Genomic DNA, 20,035 nt, shown 5'->3' with positions numbered 1-20,035 from the left:
GGATACATACCTGTATTCGAAGTGTGGGGGCAGCATGCCGTGGGACGTGAGCGCGATCGAGACCGGCCGCCGGGTGCGCGAGGGCGAGGTGAGCGCGGTCGAGGTGGTCGAGGCGCACCTGGCGCGGATCGCCGAGGTGAACCCGGTGGTCAACGCGCTGGCCGAGGTGTTCGCCGAGGACGCCCTCGACCGGGCGCGGGAGATCGACCGCGACGGCGACGGCGGTCCGCTGGCCGGCGTCCCGTTCTCGGTCAAGGACAACCTCGACGTGGCCGGGAAGGCCACCACGCACGGGGTCGCGCGGTTCCGGGACCTCGTCCGCCCGGTCGACGCGCCGCCGGTGGCGCGGCTGCGGGCGGCGGGCGCGATCCCGATCGGGCACGCGAACCTGCCGACGCTGACCGTGCGCGGGATGCACACGGCCAGCGAGCTGCACGGCCACACGGTGAACCCCTGGGACAGCGCGAGAACGCCGGGCGGGAGCAGCGGTGGTGACGCGGTCGCGGTGGCGACCGGCATGGCGCTGCTGGGGCTGGGCAACGACTCCGGCGGCTCGCTGCGCCTCCCGGCGATGTTCACCGGGGTCTGCGGGCTCAAGCCGTCCACGGGCCGGTACGCGGCCGACCACCGGTTCGGCGCGGACGACCCCTCCCTCGCCTCCCAGGTGATCCCGGTGGACGGGCCGCTGGCGCGCACCGTCGCCGACCTGCGGGTGGTGCACGGGGTGCTCAGCGGCGCGGACGTCCGCGACCCGCGTGCGGTCCCGGTGCCGGTGACCGGCCCGCCGGTACCCCGTCGGGTGGGGCTCGTGGTGGGCTCCGACGTCCACCCGGACGTGCGGGCGGCACTGGACGCGGCCGCGGGAACGCTGTCCGACAACGGTTACGACGTCGAGGAGGTCGTGCCGCCGAGGACGGCCGAGGCGCTGGACGCCTACTCCGGACTGATCATGACCGAGTTCGCGCAGAGCTGGCCCGCCGTCCGCGGCCTGCTCGGGAAGGACGCGAGCCGGTACCTGGAGCTGTCGATGCGCAGGCGCGAACCGGCCGACCTGGCGGGGTACCTCGCGCTGACCGGCACCTGGCACGGGGTCCGGCGCGCCTGGGGCGAGTTCCTCGACGACCGGCCGCTGCTGCTGGGACCGGTCAGCGCGGTGCCGTCGTTCGAGCCGGACCAGGAGTCCCGCGACGAGGAGGAGTTCGACCGCTACTCGCGGGCGATCGCGCTGTGCTCGGTGACCAGCCTGGTCGGCGTGCCCGCGGTCGCCGTGCCGACGGGGCTGGTCGACGGGTTCCCGATGGGCGTGCAGGTGATCGGCCGGATGTACCGCGAGGACACCTGCCTGGACGTCGCGGAGCTGGTGGAGCGCGCGGTCGGGCCCTGGTAGCGCCGGCCGGAGGTCAGGATCCCCCGGCCGGCGGTGCCGGTGCCGGGTGGGGGGACCACCCGGCACCGACCGCTACCGGGGCAGGTACGCCCGGTTGGCCTTGGAGAACTCGAAACCGTTGAACCGGTCCCAGTTGACCGACCACGTCATCAGGCCGCGCAGGTTCGGGTACACGCCCTTCGGCTTGTAGGAGCCGCAGTTCGTGCCCTTCATCAGGCAGTCCAGCGCCGTGTGCGTGTCGGCGACCGACGTGAACCCGCCGCCCGCGTTGATGCTCGCGGGCAGGCCGAAGGCGACCTGGTCCTGCCGCAGTCCGGTGAAGAACTTCGAGGCGTCGCCGCGGACCGGGAACCCGGCCAGCACCATGTCGGTCATCGCGACGTGGAAGTCCGCGCCGCCCATCGTGTGGTACTGGTTGTCCAGACCCGTGACGGGGCCGGAGTTGTAGTCCTGCACGTGCAGCAGCGTCAACGAGTCGCGCAGGGCGTGGATGACCGGCAGGTACGCGCCGGTGCGGCTGTCCGCGCCGCCCTGGCCGCCGTAGAACTGGTAGCCCACCTGGACGAAGAACGTCTCGGGCGCCATCGTGAGCACGAACTTGGCCCCGTAGCGGGCTTTCAGCGTCTTCAGCGCGGAGATCAGGTTCACGATCACCGGTGTGGTGGGACTGCGGAAGTCGGTGTCGCCGTCGTTGAGCGAGAGCGAGTGGCCCTCGAAGTCGATGTCGATGCCGTCCAGGCCGTACTTGTCGATGATCGCCGACGCCGAGCTGACGAACGCGTCGCGCGCGGCCGTCGTGGACAGCTGCACCTGGCCGTTGGCGCCGCCGACGGAGATGAGCACCTTCTTGCCCGCGGCCTGCTTGGCGCGGATGCCCGCGATGAACTCGGCCTCGGACTCGACGTTCGGGCACTCGGCGACCGGGCACTGGGTGAACCGCAGCTGGCCGGACGTGGCCGAGGTCGGTTCGGCGAAGGACAGGTTGATGACGTCCCAGTCGTCGGAGACGTCCTTCATCCGGATGTACCCGGACCCGTTGGCGAAGCTGGCGTGCAGGTAGCCGACGAGCACCCGCTTGGGCAGCCCGGTCGCGGGCGGCGGCGTCGTGGTCGGCGGTGTGGTCGTGGTGGTCGTCGTCGTGGTGGTGGTCGTGGTCGTCGTGGTGGTGGGCGGGGTGGTGCCGCCGGTGCACGCGCCGCCGTTGATCCGGCAGTTGACCGGGCTCGCGGTCCCGCTCGCGTTGAAGCCGAACGTCACGGTGGCGCCGGGCGCGATCGTGCCGTTGTAGTCGCGGTTGGTGAACGAGTAATGCCCGGCGGAGTTGGTCTGCAGGGCGTCCCAGTACGCGCCCACGGCGGTGCCCGAGGGCAGGTCGAACTCGACCTTCCAGCTCGACACGGTGGCGCTGGTGTCGTTCCTGACGGCGAACTGGGCGGTGTACCCGGTCTCCCAGCTCGACGACTTGGTGAAGGTTGCGGTGACCCCGGCGGCGTAGGCGGGCGCGAGGCCCACCAGCACGGCGCCGACCACGAGCGTCACCACCGCCGCCACTCTCGCGAGCAGCACACGTGACATGCGTCCTCCTAGTGGTGGCGGCCTCCAGGTGGGTCTGGTTCCGAATTGGACTAGACCATCAACCCGGTGTCAAGGTTCCTGGCGAAACACTCCCCCGACCGACATCCGGCGTACAGCGTTCGGCCGTGCGGATCCCGTGGCGCGCCGCACCCCGAGCCGCGCTGTCCAGCCCGCTGACACTGCTGGTCAGCGTCGTGACGGCGCTGCTGCTGAGCTTCGTCGTGGCCGCCGCCGTGCTGCACTCCTCGGCCTCCGGCAGCGCCGCGATCGCCTACCAACAGGACCGGCTCTGCGACCAGCTGCTGCACCCCGGACTCGACGTCGACAAGGGGATGCGGGCCGAGTGGGTCGACCGGGTGATCACCGCGGCCCGCGGCACGGCCGGGTCGCGGCCGGTGCTCGCGGCGACCTACACGACGGAGGTCCGCACCGACTTCGGCGGCAGGCCGACGTTCGCGAAGTTCGGCTACCGCGAGGGAGCCGTGGACCACGTGACGGTGCTCGAAGGCGGGGCGCGCGACGGCATGCGGGTCCCCCGCAGCATCGCCGACACCACCGACCTTCGGCTGGGCGAGCGGGGCATGGGCGGCAAGCTGCCGCCGGTCACCGCGATCTACGCCGACCTCGACGACCCGGTCGACCGGTGGTGGTGCAGCGAGCACCAGCAGGTCGTGCCGAAGAAGATGACCCCCGACGAGCTGACCAGCGCGGTCGTCTGGATGCCGAGCCAGGAGGCGTTCGACGCGCTACCACCGGAACTCACCGCGGTCGGGCTCGCGATGTCGCTGCGCTTCCCCACCCCCGCGCCGCGCACCGCGTCGGAGACCGAGGCGCTGCTGGCGTCCGGGAACGCGCTGCTCGACCGGATCGACGCCAGCACCGCCGCGATCGACCCGGAGTTCCCGGAACTCCGGCACAACGTCGTGCTGCCGCTGCCGGTGGAGAACGCGTGGGCCACCGCGGGCAACGTCCGCGCCGCGATCCTCCCGCTGACCCTGATCAGCCTGCTGATCGGGCTCGCGGGCGTCGGCACGGTCACCACGGCCTGGGCGCAGCGCCGCCGGACCGAGCTGCGGATGCTGTGGTGCCGCGGCTCCGGGCCGTGGGCGCTCGGCGGCCGAGCGGTGCCGGAACTCGGCCCGCCGCTCGTGCTGGGCGGCGCCGCGGGTCTGGGCGCCGCACGGCTGCTGCTCGGCGGGTACGCGCCGTCGACCGCGCTCGAACCCGGCGCGCTGCCCCTCGCCGCGGTGGAGGTGGTCGCGGTCGTCGCCGCGAGCCTCGCCGTCGCGCTGGCGGTGACCGCGTTCCGCACGCACCGGATGTTCCAGGCGCCGGTGGCCGGTGGTCCCGCCCGCCGGGTGGCCGCCGCGATCCCCTGGGAACTCGCGGCCGCCGTGCCGGCGTTCCTGGCCTGGCAGCGGCTGCGCGCGGGCGGCCTGTCCGCTCCGCTCAAGATCGGCGGGCTGCCCAGGATCGACGCGGCGGCGCTGGCGTTCCCGCTGCTGGTCGTGCTGACCACCGCGCTGCTCGCGGCCAGGGTGCTGCGGGTGCTGCTGCGCGCGTCGCACCGCACGTCGCTGTGGCACCGGCCCGCCGCGCAGATCGCGATCCGCAGGCTCGCCGCGACCGCCGGGCCGGTGACCGGCGTGCTGCTGGTGGGGGTGCTGGCCATCGGCACGATCGCGGTCGGCACCAGCGTCGCGAACGCGCAGAAGGCCTCGCTGGACGAGAAGTCCGGCCTCTACACCGGCGCGAACAGCGTGGTGCGGATCGACACCGCGCTGGCCTCCGGCGAACGCGAGCTGCCCGCCGAGCTGCGCGGCTCGACCACGATCGTCGGCGTCGTCAGCCAGTACGACCGCACCGCGCTGGTCGTGGACCCGGCGACGTTCACCGACGGCGCGTTCCCGGGGACCGCCGATCCCGACGAGCTGCGCGCCCTGCTCACCGAGCCGCTGCGGATCGGCCCGCCCGCGCGCCGCGAGGTCCGGCTGCCCGGACTGCCGCCGCTGGACCCGCGGGCGTCGCTGCCGTCGTTCCCGAAGGTCGGCGCCGACGGGTACGTGCTGCCGCGCGACCGGGTGGATTCCCTCGACGGCATCAGCTCCTGGTACCTGTGGTCCACCAAGTCCGTCGCCGACCTGACCGCGCCGCTGCGCGCGGCGGGCATCGACTACACCGACGTGCAGGATCGGGCCAGGGCGATCGCCGGGCTGCCGTTCCTCACCATCGCGTGGACCTTCGGGTTCGTCACGGCGATCGGCGGGGTGCTGGCCGTCGTCGCGGCCATCGCGCTGCTGCTCGCGATCGAGGTGCGCAGGCGGCAGAACGCGATCGCGGGCGCGCTGGGCACCCGGATGGGCATGACCCCGAGGATGCTGCTGTCCAGCCACCTGCTCGAACTCGGGGCGGTGGCGGCGTTCGCGGTCGTCGTCGGCAGCGCGGCAGGCGCGGTGGGCAGCGGGGTCGCCGTGCCCCGGCTGGACCCGGTGCCGCGGCTCACGCCGTCGCCGACGCTGCCGACCGTGCTGCCGCTGCTGGTGACCACCGCCGTCGGCAGCGCGCTGGTCGTGCTGGCGGCGGCGTGGATCGCGCTGCGCTCCGCCCGCGCGGCCCGGATCGGGGAGTTGATCCGTGGCTGACCACGTGCTGCGCCTGACCGGCGTCGGCGTCGACTACCGCACACCCGGCGGCACGGTCACGGCCGTGTCCGACGTGACCCTGGACGTCCCGTCCACCGGTGTCACGGTGCTGGCCGGGCCGTCCGGGTCCGGCAAGTCGACGCTGCTGCGGGTGCTGGGCCTGGTCGAACGGCCGACGCGGGGCTCCGTGGAGCTGCGCGGCCGGGGCACGACCGGGCTGTCGGACCGCGCGCGCCGGGCGTTGCGGCGCACCGACATCGCGCTGGTGTTCCAGAACCCCGGCGACAACCTGGTCGGCCACCTGTCCGTCGGCGACAACCTGCGTGCCGCCGCCCAGTCGGCGGGACGGCCCGAACGGGTGAACGAGGTCCTCGACCAGCTCGGCCTCCCCGGCACCGCGACCTGGAAGGCGACCGCGCTGTCGGGCGGCCAGCAGCAGCGGCTGGCGTTCGGCTGCGCGCTGGCCCGCGGCGCGGCCGTGGTGCTCGCCGACGAACCGACCTCCCAGCTGGACACCGCGTCCGCCGACCTCGTCCTGGAGACCCTCGTGGACCTGTCCCGACGCGGCGTCCCGGTGGTGGTCGCCTCGCACGACCCGCGGCTGATCGCGTTGGCGGACAGGTGCTTCGCACTTCGGGACGGGGCGCTGGCATGACCGCGCTGAGGGCCGAGGGGGTGCACCGGTCGTTCGACCACCCGAGCGGCGCGGTGCACGTGCTGCGCGGCGTCGACCTGGAGGTGGCCGCCGGGGAGCTGGTCACGCTGGCCGGGCCGTCCGGGCAGGGCAGGAGCGCGCTGATCACCCTGCTGTGCGGGTTCGACCAGCCGGACAAGGGCACGATCGAGGTATGCAGGAGGTCGCTGACCACTCCCCCGTCGTGGCGGCTGTGCGCGGTGCTGCCGCAGGCGCTCGGCCTGGCCGGTGAGCTGACGCCGGCGGAGAACATCGCGCTGCCGCTGCGCCTGGACCCGACCCGCCGCGGCCACCCGGTCGGCGACGCCGTGGACGACCTGATGGCGGAGCTGGGCATCGACGGCCTCGGCGACCGCTACCCGGCCGAGGTGTCGTTCGGCCGGCAGCAGCGCGCCGCGCCGGCACGGGCCGTGATCGCCCTTCCTGAGGTGCTGCTCGCCGACGAGCCGACCGCCCACCTCGACCAGCGCAGCGCGCCCGCGTCCGTGGCGGCGCTGCGCCGCGCGGCGGACACCGGCTCGGCCGTGCTGGTCGCCACCCACCACGATCTGGTGCACCTGGCGGCGGACCGCACACTCGTCCTCGACAACGGGATCGTTTCCGTACACTGAGTCCCGATGCATCCGCTCGCGCGCCGTGCCCTGGCCCTCCTCGTCGTGGTACCCCTCCTCGCCGTGTCGGTGGTCGTCAGCGACCACCGCTTCGCCGCCCCTCCCGGCCCCGCGAGCGACGCGCCCGTGGCGATGGTGGCCATGGGCGACAGCACCATGTCCGGTGAGGGCGCGGGCGACTACGAGGCGGGCACCAACGGCGAGAACGGCGACTGGTGCCACCGCTCGGTCAACGCCACCATCAACAGGACCGTCGTGGCGGGCGTCGACAAGACGTTCAACCTCTCCTGCTCCGGCGCCAACTCCGAGCAGGTCGGGCTGACCGACAAGTTCCAGAACACCGAGCAGTCCCAGGCGAAGCGCCTCGCCGCGATCGCCCGCGTGAACCGCGTGACCGTCATCGTGGTCGCCGTGGGCGCCAACGACGACCCGCGCTTCTCCGACGTGCTCAACCGCTGCGTGCAGGCCTGGTTCGAGCGCAAGTCCGACTGCACCAGCACGTTGTCCGACGACTGGCGCGGCCGCGTCGACCGCATGGTGCCCAAGGTGGAGAAGGCGTTGCGCGACATCCGCCAGGTCATGGACGACGAGGGCTACACCGACCGCTCGTACTCCCTCGTCGTCCAGTCCTACGCCTCGCCCGTCGCCCCCGGCGTCCCCGGCGACCTGCAGAACCTCGCGGGCTGCCCGCTGCGCACCGGCGACATGGCCTGGGTGCGCGACGTCGGCGTCGGCGAACTGGCCAAGGGCATCAGCACCGCCGCCCGCCGCGTCGACGCGCGCTACCTCGACCTCACCCAGGCGGGTGCCAAGCACGAGGCGTGCACCGGCGGGGCCAACCCGGACAGCGAGTGGTTCACCCGCCTGTCCGTCGACTTCGACGGCCTGCGCGACGAGACCCGCGCCTCCCACGCCCTCCAGGAGTCCTTCCACCCCAACGCCGAGGGCCACGAGCAGGTCGGCCGCTGCCTGACCGACTTCCTCGGCGGCAGCGCCAGGACGGCGAGCTGCGTCGACGACGGGACCGGCAACCTCAAGGCCGTGTCCTCGTCGGACTAGGCGTGGAACCTGGTCGTCTCTCCAACGGGGCGCGGGGGATCGTGATCCGGTTGATCGGGGCGGTGTCGTCGGCGTAGCCGAAGGACACGCCGAACAGCACCTTGCGGTCCCGCACGCCGAGTGACTCGCGGATCGTGGACGCGTAGAAGCCGAGCAGGCCCTGCGGGCAGCTGGCGATCCCGTGCGCGGTCAGCGCGAGCAGCAGGGTCTGGGAGTACATGCCGATGTCCGCGGCGACGCGGGCCTCCGCGTTGACCGGCGTGAAGAGCAGAGCGACGTGCGGGGCCCCGTAGAACCCCAGGCTTTCCGCGTCGTAGGCCCGCCGCCCCTCGACGTCGTCACGGGCGATCTCCAGCGCCCCGTACATCGTCCGCCCCGCCTCCACGCGCCGCCGGGCGTGCACCCCTTGGTACAGCCCGTCGTCGTAGGGGAAGTCGGTCGAGATCCGGTTCGCCGCATGCGCGGCCAGCAGGTCCGCGCTCAAGCGGTCGCGGGCGGCGCCGCTGACCACCTCGACGTGCCACGGCTGCGTGTTCGCGTTGGACGGCGCGGCCGTCGCGAGGGAGAACACCGCCCGCAGGGTCGCTTCCGGCACGGGATCGGGCCGGTAGGCGCGAACGGCCCGCCTCTCCCGGATGAGCGCCTCGGCGTGGTCGAGCAGATCCGATGTGGTCATGTCCGTCCTCGTTCGGTGAAGTAAACGCTACCGTTTACTTCACCGAAGCCAACACGGACCCGGAACCGAAGTAAACGCTGACGTATACTTCGTGGGTGACCGAGTCCCCCGCACGAGGCAAGGGCCGCGGCGCCCGCGAGCGCGTCCTGGTGGCGGCCACGACCCTGTTCCAGCGGCACGGGATCAACGCCACGACCATGGAGCAGGTCGCGGCCGCCGCCCCGGTGTCGAAGCGCACCCTCTACGCGCACTTCCCCGCCAAGGACGACCTCATGGTCGGCTACCTCCGGCATCTCAGCGAGTCCGGCGCCACCCTGGAGGCAATGCTCGACCGCACCGACCTCTCACCGCGCGAGCAGCTGCGCTGGCTGTTCACCATTCCCGACGGCACCAACGCCCCGATCCGCGGCTGCCCGTTCACCGACGCCGCCGCCGAGTTCCCCGATCCCGAGAGCCCGGTGCACCGGTACGCCCTCGAACGCAAGCGCCGCTTCCCCCAGCAGCTCGCCGAACTGGCCGCCCGGCTCGGCGCCGTCGACCCGGAAGCGCTCGGCGAGCAGCTCGCGATCCTGGCCGACGGCGCCGCAGGCCGCGCGATGGTCCTCAACGACGGCGCCTGCATGCGCTACGGCCTCATGGCCGCCGAAGCGCTGGTGGACGCGCAGTCAAGGCGCCCCGAGTGACCGGAAGAGCGCTCACACCGCCGCGGTGTCGCTGATGTGCAGCACGGCGTCCGCACCGTCGAGCAGCGCCTGGTCCAACGGGAAGTAGCCCTTCTCCGGGGTCGTGTCGGTCCGAACCCGGACCGCCTTCACGTCAGCGGTCGCGGTCAGACCCCAGGTGTCGCAACGGCTCTGCAGCACGCCTTCGGCCGAATCCGCCTCCGGCTCCCCCAGCCCGAGCCCGTCGCTCCGCCCCGCGCTCCCCGCCACGAACGCGTACCGCTCCCCCACCAGCGCCGCCACGACCGCCCCCGCGGTCACCCATTCCACGTCCATCTCCCCCAGCGACCACTCACCCCGGTTCCGCTTGAGGTGCAGGTTGTGCGCGAACACGAACGTCGGCCCCCTGACCCCCTCCACCTCCCGGATGTCCAGCAGGTTCCGGGCCATCAGCCCGTCCCGCACCCCCGACAGCCGCGAGATCCGCACCCCCTGCTCCCCCGGCCGCGCCAGTTCCCGGTGGTACCTCAGCAGACCGAGCCCGGCCGTGATCTGCGTCCGCGCCCGGTTCCACTCGCGCGGCGAGGTCGCACCGATCAACTCCGGCGCCCGCACGTGGAGTTCCACCAGCATGTCGTCGGCGATCACCCGCAGCGCGCCGGCCTCGGCCGTGGCCCCGACCGACTGGGACCAGTCCATCACCGCTTCCGTCCGGCTCCACCGGACGTCATCGCCGAGCAGGTCCTCGAAATCGTCGTCGAGCCCCAGGTAGGAACGGACGGACTCGAGGTACCGCCGGGGACTCGGCGCGCTCATCATCTCGGTGGACAGGTCGAACCCGTGGAACGCCACCTGCTCCGCCGCGGGCCGTCCCTCGTTGTGCTCCCGCATCCACCCGACCAACCGCCGGTTGAACTCCAGCTCCCCGAAGCCGTGCGAGAACCCCTCCCGCACCACCTCGTCGAGAGTCCCCACCCCTTCCCGGACGAAGTCGTCGACGACCATCGCGGCCGCCTGGTCGGTCTCCAGGGCGATCGACCGGAACCCGTGGTCGACCAACCGGCGGAACAGGTCGTTGCGGAACCGCTGGAAGGCCGGTTCCTGGTGCGTGGGCTCCCCGAACGCCAGCAGCTCGCACGACTGGGTCACGAAGTCCATGATGTCCTTGCTCATGGGTCTCAACCGTATCCTTGAAAGAACGGTTGAGACTTCCGCCCGACCCGGCCGCGTGACCGTCGAGTAAAGTCTCAAACCAGATGAGAACCCTCCGGCCGGCCGACCTCGCGCGGGAGCACGGCCTGTCCACCCAGGCCGTCCGCAACTACGAGCGGAGCGGCTTCCTCCCGCCCGCCGACCGCACCGACACCGGCTACCGGATCTACACCGAGGTGCACGCCTCCGCCCTGCACGCCTACCTGGCCCTCGTCCCGGCCCACGGCTACCCGGCGGCGGGCCGGATCATGGCCGCGCTCAACCAGGACGACCTCGACCGGGCCCTGGGGATCATCGACAGCGGCCACGGCAGGCTCATCCGCGACCGGGAGACCCTCGACGCCGTGCGGCAGGCCGTGGACCACCTGACTGCGGAGGCGCGTCCCGACCACAGGACCGGGCCCCTGACCATCGGCGAACTCGCCCGCAGGCTCCGCGTCACCCCGGCGACCCTGCGCAACTGGGAGGACGCGGGCATCGTCGTCCCCGAACGCGATCCCGCCACCGGCTACCGCGTGTTCCGCGCGAACGACGTCCGCGACGCCGAACTGGCGCACCTGCTCCGGCGGGGCCGCTACCCCCTGGAGCACATCGCCACCGTGGTGCGCCAGGTCCGCACGGCGGGCGGCACGGAGGCGTTGGCCACCGCCCTGGGCGGTTGGCAGCGGAAGCTGACCGCGCAGGGCCTCGCCATGCTCACCTCGGCCGCTCGGCTCAGCGCCTACCTGGACCTGCGGAACCGGTAGCCGGCCACGTGCCGTTCGCGGTGGGCGAGCAGCACGAACGTCCTGGGTCCTGGGTTCGGAGACCGGGAACCGCGGATCCGGCCGCCCACGCCGCGGTCCGGGGCGGGCCGCACTTCGCGAACACGAAGCACACCCATCGGATCCGGATCCGCGCCCATCAAGGAACGCCCTGTGCCGAACAGGGGTATTCACTACTCATCGCGCGCCGAGCAGGCGCATCGGCGTGCGATCATCCGCGCGCGGCGTGAGCTGCCCGGATGAACCGCTATCCCGCGAAAATGGTCAACACACCGACGAGAGGTCCCGACAACGGGAAGACCACCACGTCGACCGCCCATTCCGCCTTTCGTCGCAATGCCCGAACGGACAAGCGGTTGTCGGTTTCCACGGTCGGCCCTACCGTGTGCAACCGTTCACACGATTCAGCGAGTCTCGACCTCATAGACGCGGTCACCACAGGTCAGGACCACCTTCACGGGTCGAGGTCATGATGCGCACCCTCCTGCTCTTCGACGGTCTCGGTGGCAACAACGACACCTTGGCCGCCGCCCTTCGAGAGCTTTACTCCCGACCTGAGAACGCCGCCTACTTCCACACGGTGTTCACCGTTCTGGACGACGTCCTGAAATACATCGGCAACGAAACGCGCGCCGCCGTGCTCCCCACCGACTTCCCCCTGAAACAATGGCTGGAGTCGTCCGCAGACTTTCCACCCGATGCCCTGCGGAATTCGATCGTGGCCGGGGTCTGCGTCCACGTGTGCCAGGTGTGCCACCTCCAGCCGACCTCGCGCGGCGCGGACGGCGACGTCGTGGCGGCGCTCGGCCACAGCATCGGGCTCCAGGCGGCGGTCGTGGCCGGGATGCGCACGCGGCGGGTCGACGAGTTCCTCGCGCTGGCGGCGGGCTCGCTCAAGCTCGTCGCGCTGAGCCTGGTGCGCGGCCACCAGCTCGACGAGGCGCGCGTCGTCAGCCCGGAACTGGTGAGCCGGTACCTCGCCCGCGACGGCAAGGGCCGCACCCCGACCCCGATGGCGTCGCTGACGGGCATGTCGCGGCACGACCTGAGCAGCGCGGTGCGCCGGTACGGCGAGGACGGGCGGCGGTCGCTGTCGGTGAGCCTGGTCAACTCCCCCACCGTGCAGGTGCTCAGCGGGTCGACCGCGGACCTGCTCGACTTCTACTTCGCCCACGAGACCGCGTTCGCGGAGTCGCGGGTGAGCTGGGCGTTCCTGTCGAACTCGATCCCGTTCCACAGCTCGCGGCTGGCACCCGCGGCCCGCCGCGTCCGCGACGACCTCGCGTTCATCGGCCCGATGCCGGGCGCGGACGCGCTGGAGGTGCCGGTGTACGCGACCGACGCGCCGCGCGATCTGAGGCAGTCGACGGACCTGGTGCAGGAGTTCCTCGACCAGGTGCTGGTGCGGCCGATCGAGTGGGAGCTGGCGGCCGGTCACGCGATCGGCGACGCCGCGATCGAACGGGTCGTGGACTGCGGCCCCGGTCCGGGCGCGCGCCGCTTCACCCGTGAATGCCTGCGCGCCGACGCCCGTCCCCTGCGCTTCGAGTCGGTCCAGCAGTTCTCGCGCCGAGCCCGTTAGGAGAATGCCGTGCGTTGTCTGCTCTTCCCAGGTCAGGGCGTGCAGCGGAAGGGGATGGGGGCGGAGCTGTTCGCCCGCTTCCCGGACGCCACCGCGCTCGCCGACGAGGTGCTCGGCTACTCCGTCGAGGAGCTGTGCGTCCGCGATCCCGAGCGGCGCCTGCGCGACACCCGGTACGCGCAGCCCGCCGTCTTCTTCGTCAACGCCCTGATGGGGCTCTCCGAGATCGGCCACGACTACTACGCCGGCCACAGCCTCGGCGAGTACAACGCGCTGGTCGCGGGCGGCGTGCTGGACCTGGAGGCCGGTCTGCGGCTGGTGCGGCGGCGGGCCGAGCTGATGTCGGAGATCACCGGCGGCGGCATGTCGGCCGTGCAGGGCGTGCCGGTCGCGTTCGTGCGGCGCGCGCTGATCGAGACCGGTCTGACAGGGGTGTTCGTCGCCAACCTCAACGCTGACACCCAGACCACCATCGCCGGTGACCGCGCGGAGGTCGCGGTGGCGGCCAAGGCCATCGCCGCGCTGCCCGGCGCGCGGGTCGTGCCGATCAACGTCAGCGGCCCGTTCCACACCCCGCTGATGGCACCGGCCGAGGCCCGGTTCCGGGAGGTGCTCGCCGAATTCGAGTTCCGCCCGGCCACGACCCCCGTGGTCTCCAGCGTCACCGGTGAGCTGTTCGACGGCCCGGACCTGCTGGCCCGCCAGCTGTCCTCGCCGGTCGAGTGGGTCCGCACCGTCACGACGCTGCGCGCGGCGGGCGTGACCGACTTCGACGAGGTGCACGGCAGGACCCTGAGCTCGCTCGTCCACAAGATCGCCTGAGGAAGGGTGTACATGAACACGGACATCGCGATCGTCGGCGTCTCGGTCGACGTGCCGGGCGCGGGCGACCTCGACGCGTTCTGGCGGGTCATCAGCACGGGCGGCAGCTCGGTGCGGCCGTTCCCGCAGGACCGGCGGCGCAAGCTCGACGAGTACATCCACTACCTGCGGGCCACCAGCGTCGACCCGGTGAACGAGCCCGACATCGACTACCACAACGGGTCCTTCCTGGACACCGTGGACACCTTCGACTACGCGGCGTTCGGGATGAACCCGCGGCAGGCGACGCTGACCGACCCGCACCACCGGATGGTGATGCGGGCGATGTTCCTGGCGTTCGAGGACGCCGGGTACTCCGTGGACCGCTTGCGGGGCAGCAGGACCGGCGTGTTCGTCGGGTTCGCGGTCAACCCCGGCTCGACGTACCTGGACTACATCTGCCGGATCGACCCGACGGTGGGCCAGCAGGCGATCACCGGGAACATCCCGACGATGCTGGCGAACCGGCTGTCGCACCTGCTGGACCTGCGCGGCCCGAGCCTCGTCGTGGACACCGCGTGCTCCGCGACGCTGGTCGCGGTGCACCAGGCCAAGAACGCGCTGCTGATGGGCGACTGCGACATGGCCGTGGTCGGCGGCGCGCGGATCGTGTTCGCGCCGGTCAAGCACCCGCACTCCAACATCGGCATCGAGTCCTCCGACGGAGTGACCCGCACGTTCGACGAGGCGGCCGACGGCACCGGGTTCGGCGAGGGCTCGGGCGCGGTCGTGCTCAAGCGGATGGAGCAGGCGGTCGCCGACGGCGACCAGATCTACGCCGTCCTCAAGGGCAGCGCGGTCAACCACGACGGCAACACCGAGGGCATCACGAACCCCGACTCCGACTCGCAGGCCGAACTGCTGCTGGCCGCGTGGCGCGACGCCGACGTGGACCCGCGCACCATCGGCTACTTCGAGGCGCACGGCACGGCCACCCGCGTGGGCGACCCGATCGAGCACGAGGGCATGAAGCGGGCGTTCGCGAAGCACACCGACGACCGCGGGTTCTGCGCGGTGGGCACGGTGAAGGCCAACGTCGGGCACCTGTTCGAGGGCTCCGGCGTGATCGGCCTGATCAAGGCGGTCGCGGTGCTGCGCAACAGGATGATCCCGCCGCAGGCCAACTTCACCACCCCGAACCCGAAGCTCGACTTCGCGTCCGGGCCGCTCTACATCCCCACCGCGCTGGGCCCGTGGGAGTCCGAGGGCCCGCGCCGCTGCGGTGTCAGCGCGTTCGGGCTCGGCGGCACCAACGCGCACGCCGTGCTGGAGGAGTACGCCTCCCCCGAGCCGCAGGCGCCGTCGGAGGGCGAGGTGCTGTTCACCCTGAGCGCGGCCACGCCGCGCTCGTTGACGTGGCTGGTGGAGCGCTACATCCGGTTCATCGACGGCGGCGGACTCGCCGACGCGGACATCGCCGATGTCGCCTACACCACCAGGGTTTCCCGCAGCTCGCACCGCCACAGGGTCGCGGTCGTCGTGTCCGATGTGGACGATCTGCGTCGCGGCCTGGCCGAGCTGCTGGTCAACGGGCAGCGACCGATCACCGGAGCGCTGGCGGCGGCCGCGAAGGCGTACCTGTCCGGCGGCCGGGTCGACAGCGCGCCACCGGTGGACCGCGCGCCGCGGATCGTCCGGCTCCCCGGCTACGCCTTCGACGAAACCCTTGCCTGGATGGAGTTCCCGGAGGGCTGGCGGTCGCAGCTCTCGCTGGCTACCAGCGACGAGCGCCACCCGGTGACGCACGACGTCGAGTTCCAGCCCACCCCCGCCCTGCCGACGACCGGCGTGCCCGCGGGCGCGTCCGTGCTGGCGCTGGTCGACCCGGCCACCGACGCCGAGGGGTTCCTCGCGACGGCCGACCTCGGCGACGCGCGGATCCTGCGGCTGGGCGCGGACTTCACCGCCGACTCGTTCGACGGGATCGCCCGGCTGGTCGGCGACGGGAACGTCACGCACGTGGTGCACGCGCTCGCGTTCGAGCACTCCCCGGCCACCGACGTCGACGAGATCGGGCGGCGCACGGCCAAGAACCTCGGCAGCCTGTTCCACCTGACGAAGGCGCTGATGGCGGCGGGGGTGAAGGTCGACCTCGCGGTGGTGACGCGGACCGCGGTGTGCGCCGAGGAGGGCGACACCACCGCCGTGACCGAGAACGCCGCGCTGGTCGGCTTCGGCAAGGTGATCGGCCGCGAGTACCCCTACATCAAGGTCAAGCACCTCGACGTGGACACGGCCGTGCCCGGCCCGGCGCTGGCGGCCGAGGTGTTCTCCGCCGAGCACGGCCTGTTCCTGCTGCGCGGCACCGGGAGGTCGCGCGAGGTGTTCGTGGAGGTGCCCCAGGTCGACACCGACGGCCCGCGGACCTACCTCAAGCCCGGCGGCACCTACCTGATCACCGGCGGCACCGGCGCGCTCGGCCTCGCGGTGGCGCGGTCGTTCGCCGAGAAGCAGCCCGACATCACGCTGGTGCTGCTCAGCCGGTCCGGCATGCCGCCGCGCGACCAGTGGGACGACCTGCTCGCCGCGGGCACGTCCACCGAGCGGATCCGCACGGTCAGGGACCTGGAGGCGATGGGCACCACGGTGCTCGTGCGCGCCGCCGACGCGGGCGACCCGAAGGCGCTCGCGGCGGCCGTGATCGGCGTCCAGCAGGACAACGGGCGCATCGACGGCATCGTGCACGCCGCGGGTCTGCCCGGCGGCGCGACGCTGATGTTCCGGCTGCCGGAGGACTTCGACGAGGTCGTCCGGGTGAAGCTGCACGGCGCGTTCGTGCTGGACGAGCTGACCCGCGACGACCGGCCCGACTTCATCGTCCACTTCTCCTCGGTGGCCTCGGTGTTCCCGGCCCCCGGCCAGGCCGACTACGCGGCGGGCAACTACTACCTGGACAACCTCGCCCGCTCCCAGGCGGGCGGCCCGTGCCACGTGGTCGCGCTGGACTGGGTGGCGTGGAAGGAGATCGGCATGGCCGTCGACCACGGCACCAACGGCGACACCATGTTCAAGGCGCTCCCCACCACCGTCGGCCTCGACGTCGTGGACGCGGCCCTGCGCTCGCGGCGGCCCCGGCTGTTCGCGGGCGAGCTGAACTACCGCGGCGAGCTGATCCACCTGCTGCGCTCCTACGACGTGCCGCTGTCGGCCGACATCGGCACCAAGGTGGAGCGCGAGATGCATGCGCTGGAGGAGCGGCTGCTCAAGGCGTCGGAGAAGATCAAGGCCACCGTCGCCGCCGTGCAGGTGGAGCTCAAGGGCCGTGACAACGGCGAGTACACCGAGGTCGAGCAGTCCGTCGCCCAGTGCCTCGCCCTCGCCTTCGGCTACCCCGCGCTGGACGTCGAGGCGGACTTCTTCGAACTCGGCGGCGACTCCATCATGGCCGCCTCGGTGGCCAGCACGATCGCCGTCCGCCACGGCGTGCACTACGACGTCGCGGACCTGCTCGCCGACCGCACGGTCTCCGAGATCGCCTACCACATCGAGGAACTCGTGGAGTTCGCGGAAGACGTGGCCTGATGACGGACATGACCACGGGGCCCGCGCTGCGCAAGATCGTCGGGTTCGCGCTGCCCCTGACCGCGGCGAACCTGCTCCAGCAGGGGTACGTGCTGATCGACGGCATCCTGGTCGGGCACTACGTCGGCGTCGACGGCCTCGCCGCCGTTGGCGTGGCGGGCCCGATGTTCTACCTGCTCAACGCGATGTTCATCGGCCTCGGCACCGCGTTCACCATCCGGCTGGCGCACTTGCGCGGCGCCCAGCAGGACGGTGAGCGGCGGGGTGTGGTGCTCGCGCTGGCGCTGGTCACGGCGGTGTGGGCGGCCGGGTGCGTCGTGCTCGCGACGGTGCTGGCGCGGCCGGTCCTGTCGCTCATGGGCATCCACGGGGAGCTGGCGGACGATTGCGCGCTGTTCTTCGGCACGCTGTCGATCGGCTTCCCGGCGATGTTCGGGCTGGCCGCCGTCAGCGCCTACTTCCGCGGCCTGGGCAACTCGCGGGCCGCGATGTGGGTGCAGGGCTTCGGGAACGTGGCCAACATCGTGCTCGTCTGGCTGTTCCTCTCGGTGCTGGGCATGGGGATCGGCGGCGCGGCACTGGCCACGGTGCTCGCCAGCGCCGCCGCGCTCGTGGTCGGGCTCGTGGCCGCGCGGCGGATCTACCCGTTGGGGCGCAAGCGGTCCGAGCCCGCCGTGCGGCACGAACTGGTGGACGCCGTGCGGCTGGGGTTCCCGTTGGCCAGCCAGCACATCATCCTCGCGGTGGGGATCATGGTGCTGGTCTGGATCATCCAGTCCTACGGCGCCGTGGTGCTCGCGGCGTTCACCGTGGTGTCCCGGCTGGAGCTGTTCACCGGGATGCTGTTCCTGGACTTCTCCGGCGCGGTGACCGCGTTCGTGGCGCAGAACCTCGGCGGCGCGGACCGCGACCGGGCGCGGCGCGGGCTCGTGCAGACGATCGGGCTCACCATCGGGCTCACCGTCGTGGTGTCCGCGGTGGTCCTGCTGGCCCGCTCCCCCATCGCCGGGCTGTTCACCACAGACCCCGCGACGCGGGAGCTGACCGAGCGCTACATCCTGATCATCTACCCGTTCCTGGTGCTGTACACGGTCATGGTGGTCACCCACGGGTACCTCAACGGGTCCCGCCGCACCACGGCGCCGCTGATCTGCACGCTCATCGCGTTCGTCGTCGTGCAGGTCCCGTTCGCCTACCTGCTCAACGGCACGTTCGGCATCGACGCGGTCATGTGGGCGGTGGTCGCGGGCTGGTCGGCCGGGTTGACCTACAGCGTGTTCTGCCTGCGCGAGGTGCTGTTCGCCCGTCCCGCGCTGACCCCCGGGTTGAAGGGCGCCTCGTGATCACCGAGAGCACGGTCCAGGCCGAGTTCCACGGCGGGCGGGCGCGCGTCGGCCCGTTGACGTGGGGCCAGCAGGGCACCTGGGACGGCATCCACGAGTGGCTGCCGGAGGTGAAGCCGTTCTTCGTCCTCACCCGCTGGCTGCCGGTCCCGCTGCTGCTGGGCGTGGGCGACGTGCTGGAGCAGATCAGCGAACTGCTGCTGCGCCACGAGTCCCTGCGCACCCTGTTCCACCCGTCGCCGCGCGGTGACGCCACGCAGGAGGTGCTGGCGTCGGGCGCGCTCGACGTCAGCCTCTTCGACCGGCCAGCCGACGACCCGGTGGAGTTCACCGGCATCGTCACCGACTGCCTGGTGCGGGCCGGGGCGACGGCGTTCGACCACGACAAGGAACTGCCGGTCCGGATCTCCCTCGCCCTGCACGAGGGGATCCCGGTGCTCGTCGTCCTCGGCGTCTCGCACATGGCCGCCGACCACACCGGCACCGAACTGCTCGTCGCCGAACTGGCGGCCATGCTCAAGGCGCGTGCCGACGGGAAGCCGATGCCCGCCGCGAAGCCGTCGGCACAGCCCGTGGACCTCGCCACCCGGCAGAACTCCCCGGACGGCCAGCTGCTCAACATCGAGGCCACGCACCACCTCCGCGAGCAGCTGGCCCGGATGCCGTCCGAACCCGCTCCCGCACGGGCCGTCCCGCTGTCCCCGCGGTTCGTCCGGGGCGAGATCGAGTCCGACGTCCTGCCGGTGGCGGTCCGCTCGGCGGCCAGGCGACTGCGCACCACCACGTCCGTCGTGCTGCTGTCGATCACCACGGCACTGCTCCGCTGCTTCTGCCCCGGCCCGGCCTACCGGCTCGACATCATGCAGAGCAACAGACTGGCGCCGGACCTGTTCAACGCCGTCACCACGATGAACCAGGCCGTGAAGACCGTGGTGGCACTGGACATCGGGTCCTTCGACGAGGCCGTCCGCCGGTCGGCGGCGGCCATGGCCGCCGCCAAGCGCCACGCCCGCTACGACAGCAGGCTCGCGCGCGAGGTGCTGCGCGACGTCGCGCTGCCGCCGGGCTGCCAGGTCAACGACATGTGGTCCACGCTGCCGCGGGCCCGCGGCACGGCGCCCGGCGACCCCGCCGCCACGGCGCTCACGTGGCCGGAGCGGACCGCGCACGAGGACATGGCGCTGTACCTGGACACCGGCGGCACCGCGGACCGGATGCGACTGTCCCTGATGGCCGACACGGCCCTGCTGCCGCCGGGGGACATCGAGGCGTTCCTGGTCGCGTTCGAGCGGACCGCCTCGGCGTTGGCGGTGTCGGACGTGGCGCTGGAGCGGGTCGCGGAGGTGTTCGCCGAGCACCGGAGTTCGTCCAGCATCGCGTAGACCGGCTCCCGCCCTTGACGACGTCGTCGCGCCGGAAGTCCGCGCCGTCGTGATCGGAAAGTC

Annotated in this window: 15 protein-coding genes; 12 read left to right on the top strand and 3 right to left on the bottom strand. The window is 72.2% G+C overall.

Annotated features, from left to right (window positions below; all coding sequences use genetic code 11):
- The first annotated feature begins 46 nt into the window (after nt 1-46).
- Nucleotides 47-1,387, top strand: a complete 1,341-nt coding sequence (locus RM788_RS41640; protein WP_315925651.1) for an amidase — start codon at nt 47-49, stop codon at nt 1,385-1,387.
- 72 nt (nt 1,388-1,459) lie between these two features.
- On the opposite strand, the gene RM788_RS41635 is transcribed toward RM788_RS41640, so the two are convergent.
- Nucleotides 1,460-2,962: a chitinase gene (locus tag RM788_RS41635; protein ID WP_315925649.1), complete on the bottom strand. Its 1,503-nt coding sequence runs from the start codon at nt 2,960-2,962 to the stop codon at nt 1,460-1,462.
- 125 nt (nt 2,963-3,087) lie between these two features.
- Here RM788_RS41635 and RM788_RS41630 point away from each other — a divergent pair, with 125 nt between their 5' ends.
- From RM788_RS41630 to RM788_RS41615, 4 genes are read left to right on the top strand one after another with little or no spacing between them, the layout of a single operon-like run.
- Complete coding sequence (locus tag RM788_RS41630) at nt 3,088-5,604, top strand: ABC transporter permease (RefSeq protein ID WP_315925647.1); 2,517 nt, start codon at nt 3,088-3,090, stop codon at nt 5,602-5,604.
- The gene (locus RM788_RS41625) at nt 5,597-6,259 is read left to right on the top strand and encodes an ABC transporter ATP-binding protein (protein ID WP_315925645.1); all 663 of its coding nucleotides are present in this window, start codon (nt 5,597-5,599) and stop codon (nt 6,257-6,259) included. The genes RM788_RS41630 and RM788_RS41625 overlap by 8 nt, the downstream gene beginning before the upstream one ends.
- Entirely contained in the window at nt 6,256-6,909 is a 654-nt protein-coding gene (locus tag RM788_RS41620; protein ID WP_315925643.1) for an ABC transporter ATP-binding protein, read from the top strand. The genes RM788_RS41625 and RM788_RS41620 overlap by 4 nt, the downstream gene beginning before the upstream one ends.
- A 6-nt stretch (nt 6,910-6,915) precedes the next feature.
- A complete protein-coding gene (locus RM788_RS41615; protein ID WP_315925641.1) occupies nt 6,916-7,968 on the top strand; it encodes a GDSL-type esterase/lipase family protein in 1,053 nt (350 codons plus the stop codon).
- On the opposite strand, the gene RM788_RS41610 is transcribed toward RM788_RS41615, so the two are convergent.
- Nucleotides 7,943-8,644, bottom strand: a complete 702-nt coding sequence (locus RM788_RS41610; RefSeq protein WP_315925639.1) for a nitroreductase — start codon at nt 8,642-8,644, stop codon at nt 7,943-7,945. The genes RM788_RS41615 and RM788_RS41610 overlap by 26 nt on opposite strands.
- 95 nt (nt 8,645-8,739) lie before the next feature.
- Between RM788_RS41610 and RM788_RS41605 the strand changes: the two genes are divergently transcribed.
- Nucleotides 8,740-9,327, top strand: coding sequence for a TetR/AcrR family transcriptional regulator (locus RM788_RS41605; RefSeq protein ID WP_315925637.1), 588 nt, complete (start codon nt 8,740-8,742; stop codon nt 9,325-9,327).
- A 12-nt stretch (nt 9,328-9,339) separates the two neighbouring features.
- Here the strand turns inward: RM788_RS41605 and RM788_RS41600 are convergent, their stop codons facing one another.
- Nucleotides 9,340-10,479 (bottom strand): erythromycin esterase family protein, encoded by a 1,140-nt coding sequence (locus RM788_RS41600; protein ID WP_315925635.1) that lies wholly within the window; start codon nt 10,477-10,479, stop codon nt 9,340-9,342.
- 83 nt (nt 10,480-10,562) lie between these two features.
- Between RM788_RS41600 and RM788_RS41595 the strand changes: the two genes are divergently transcribed.
- From RM788_RS41595 to RM788_RS41570, 6 genes are all read left to right on the top strand, one after another.
- Nucleotides 10,563-11,264 (top strand): TioE family transcriptional regulator, encoded by a 702-nt coding sequence (locus RM788_RS41595; RefSeq protein WP_315925633.1) that lies wholly within the window; start codon nt 10,563-10,565, stop codon nt 11,262-11,264.
- Nucleotides 11,265-11,751: 487 nt separating this feature from the next.
- Nucleotides 11,752-12,864, top strand: a complete 1,113-nt coding sequence (locus RM788_RS41590) for a hypothetical protein (protein WP_315925631.1) — start codon at nt 11,752-11,754, stop codon at nt 12,862-12,864.
- A gap of 9 nt (nt 12,865-12,873) precedes the next feature.
- Nucleotides 12,874-13,686 carry an ACP S-malonyltransferase gene (locus RM788_RS41585; RefSeq protein ID WP_315925629.1) on the top strand — a complete coding sequence of 271 codons (813 nt, stop codon included), beginning with the start codon at nt 12,874-12,876 and terminating at the stop codon, nt 13,684-13,686.
- Between the two features lie 12 nt (nt 13,687-13,698).
- Nucleotides 13,699-17,247 carry an SDR family NAD(P)-dependent oxidoreductase gene (locus RM788_RS41580; protein WP_315925627.1) on the top strand — a complete coding sequence of 1,183 codons (3,549 nt, stop codon included), beginning with the start codon at nt 13,699-13,701 and terminating at the stop codon, nt 17,245-17,247.
- Complete coding sequence (locus RM788_RS41575) at nt 17,247-18,590, top strand: MATE family efflux transporter (RefSeq protein ID WP_315925626.1); 1,344 nt, start codon at nt 17,247-17,249, stop codon at nt 18,588-18,590. Before RM788_RS41580 ends, RM788_RS41575 begins: the two co-directional genes overlap by 1 nt.
- Nucleotides 18,587-19,972: a condensation domain-containing protein gene (locus tag RM788_RS41570; protein ID WP_315925625.1), complete on the top strand. Its 1,386-nt coding sequence runs from the start codon at nt 18,587-18,589 to the stop codon at nt 19,970-19,972. The genes RM788_RS41575 and RM788_RS41570 overlap by 4 nt, the downstream gene beginning before the upstream one ends.
- Nucleotides 19,973-20,035: the final 63 nt, after the last annotated feature.

Source organism: Umezawaea sp. Da 62-37 (assembly GCF_032460545.1).
In the GTDB taxonomy this organism is placed as follows: domain Bacteria; phylum Actinomycetota; class Actinomycetes; order Mycobacteriales; family Pseudonocardiaceae; genus Umezawaea.
Note: the sequence above shows the minus strand (reverse complement) of the source record. Positions and strands in the feature narration are given on the sequence as shown.

Bases quoted from the DNA above. Each gene is read 5' to 3' on its own strand.
- RM788_RS41635 (WP_315925649.1), bottom strand. From the start codon at position 2,962: ATGTCACGTGTGCTGCTCGCGAGAGTGGCGGCGGTGGTGACGCTCGTG.
- RM788_RS41620 (WP_315925643.1), top strand. From the start codon at position 6,256: ATGACCGCGCTGAGGGCCGAGGGGGTGCACCGGTCGTTCGACCACCCG.
- RM788_RS41615 (WP_315925641.1), top strand. From the start codon at position 6,916: ATGCATCCGCTCGCGCGCCGTGCCCTGGCCCTCCTCGTCGTGGTACCC.
- RM788_RS41610 (WP_315925639.1), bottom strand. From the start codon at position 8,644: ATGACCACATCGGATCTGCTCGACCACGCCGAGGCGCTCATCCGGGAG.
- RM788_RS41600 (WP_315925635.1), bottom strand. From the start codon at position 10,479: ATGAGCAAGGACATCATGGACTTCGTGACCCAGTCGTGCGAGCTGCTG.
- RM788_RS41595 (WP_315925633.1), top strand. From the start codon at position 10,563: ATGAGAACCCTCCGGCCGGCCGACCTCGCGCGGGAGCACGGCCTGTCC.
- RM788_RS41590 (WP_315925631.1), top strand. From the start codon at position 11,752: ATGATGCGCACCCTCCTGCTCTTCGACGGTCTCGGTGGCAACAACGAC.
- RM788_RS41580 (WP_315925627.1), top strand. From the start codon at position 13,699: ATGAACACGGACATCGCGATCGTCGGCGTCTCGGTCGACGTGCCGGGC.
- RM788_RS41575 (WP_315925626.1), top strand. From the start codon at position 17,247: ATGACGGACATGACCACGGGGCCCGCGCTGCGCAAGATCGTCGGGTTC.